The sequence below is a fragment of the Streptomyces phytophilus genome, assembly GCF_013870535.1.
Classification (GTDB): Bacteria; Actinomycetota; Actinomycetes; order Streptomycetales; family Streptomycetaceae; genus Streptomyces; species Streptomyces phytophilus.
The window spans coordinates 1-1,246 of sequence record NZ_JACBXC010001545.1 but is presented as its reverse complement, the minus strand read 5'-3'; the positions used below and the strand labels follow the sequence as shown (position 1 = coordinate 1,246).

Below are 1,246 nucleotides of genomic sequence, written 5' to 3'. Positions count from 1 at the left end.
CGACGACGGCCCGCAGCCGCCGTACACCGGGCAGGTCCTCGACATCCTCGAACGCTACGGCGTCCCCGCCACGTTCTTCTGCTGCGGGATCCACCTGGGCGGCCGTGCCGACATACTGGCGCGCATGCGCGAGCAGGGCCACGCCGTCGGCAACCACACCTGGTCGCACCCGTTCCTGCCCGAGCTGTCGCGCCCGCAGGCGCGCGCGCAGATCGACCGCACCGCCGAGGCGATCGCCGAGGCGGCCGGGGGAGACCCGCCACGGCTGTTCCGGCCGCCGTACGGGGCGCGGACCCCGGCGGTCATGGAGTGGCTCGCCGGGCTCGGCGTCGTCTCGGTGCTGTGGGACGTGGCGCCCGACGACTGGGCCCTGCGCACGGCCGAGGACATCGCACGCGACGTCCTGGCCGGCGTCCGGCCCGGTTCCGTCGTCCTTCTGCACGACGGCGGCGGCGACCGGGCGCCCACCGTGGCGTCGCTCCCGCCGATCATCGAGGGCCTGACCGAGCGCGGGTACGAGTTCGTCCGCGTCGACGACATGCTCGACCGCGACGGCTCCGGGCCGGTGAGCGCGCCTTGAGGAACTGGGCAGGCAACGTCGACCTCGGGGCGGCCCCGCCGGCACGGCCCCGGTCCACGGACGAACTCCGCCGGATCGTCGCGGACAGCGCACGGGTCCGCGCCGTCGGCTCCCGCCACTCGTTCAGCGGCGTCCTCTCGTCGGGAGGCGCCGCCGTCGTCCTCGACGGGCTGCCGCCGGTCATCGACATCGACACGGCGGCCGGCACCGCGACCGTCGGCGCCGGTCTCCGCTACGCCGACGTGGCGGCGCACCTGCACCGTGCCGGCTACGCGCTGGCGAACCTGGCGTCGCTCCCGGACCTGACCGTCGCCGGGGCCTGCGCGACCGGCACCCACGGGTCCGGTGACGCCCGGCGCAGCCTGGCGGCCGCCGTCCGCGGACTGCACCTGGTCGGTGCGCAGGGCGAGTCGGTCGAGCTGCGCCGCGACACCGACCGCGACGTCTTCGCCGGGGCGGTGGTCTCCCTCGGCGCGCTCGGCATCGTCACGCGGATGACCCTGGAGATCGAGCCGTCCTTCGAGGTCGCCCAGTCGCTGCGCACGGCGGTGCCGCTCGCGGAGGTCCAGGACCGGTTCGCCGACGTGTTCGCCGCCGCCTGGAGCGTCAGCATGTTCACCACCTGGGCCGGCGACGCGGTCGTCTGGCTCAAGCGGCGCACCGACC

General features: G+C 75.6%; 2 protein-coding genes. Both read left to right on the top strand.

Annotated elements, in window-relative coordinates:
• Positions 1-580 (top strand): polysaccharide deacetylase family protein (locus H5J30_RS34100; protein ID WP_181791689.1); only part of this gene is annotated, 580 nt, incomplete at its 5' end.
• Positions 577-1,246: FAD-binding protein (locus tag H5J30_RS34095; protein ID WP_181791688.1), on the top strand; the 670-nt coding region annotated here is incomplete at its 3' end. The genes H5J30_RS34100 and H5J30_RS34095, both read left to right, overlap by 4 nt.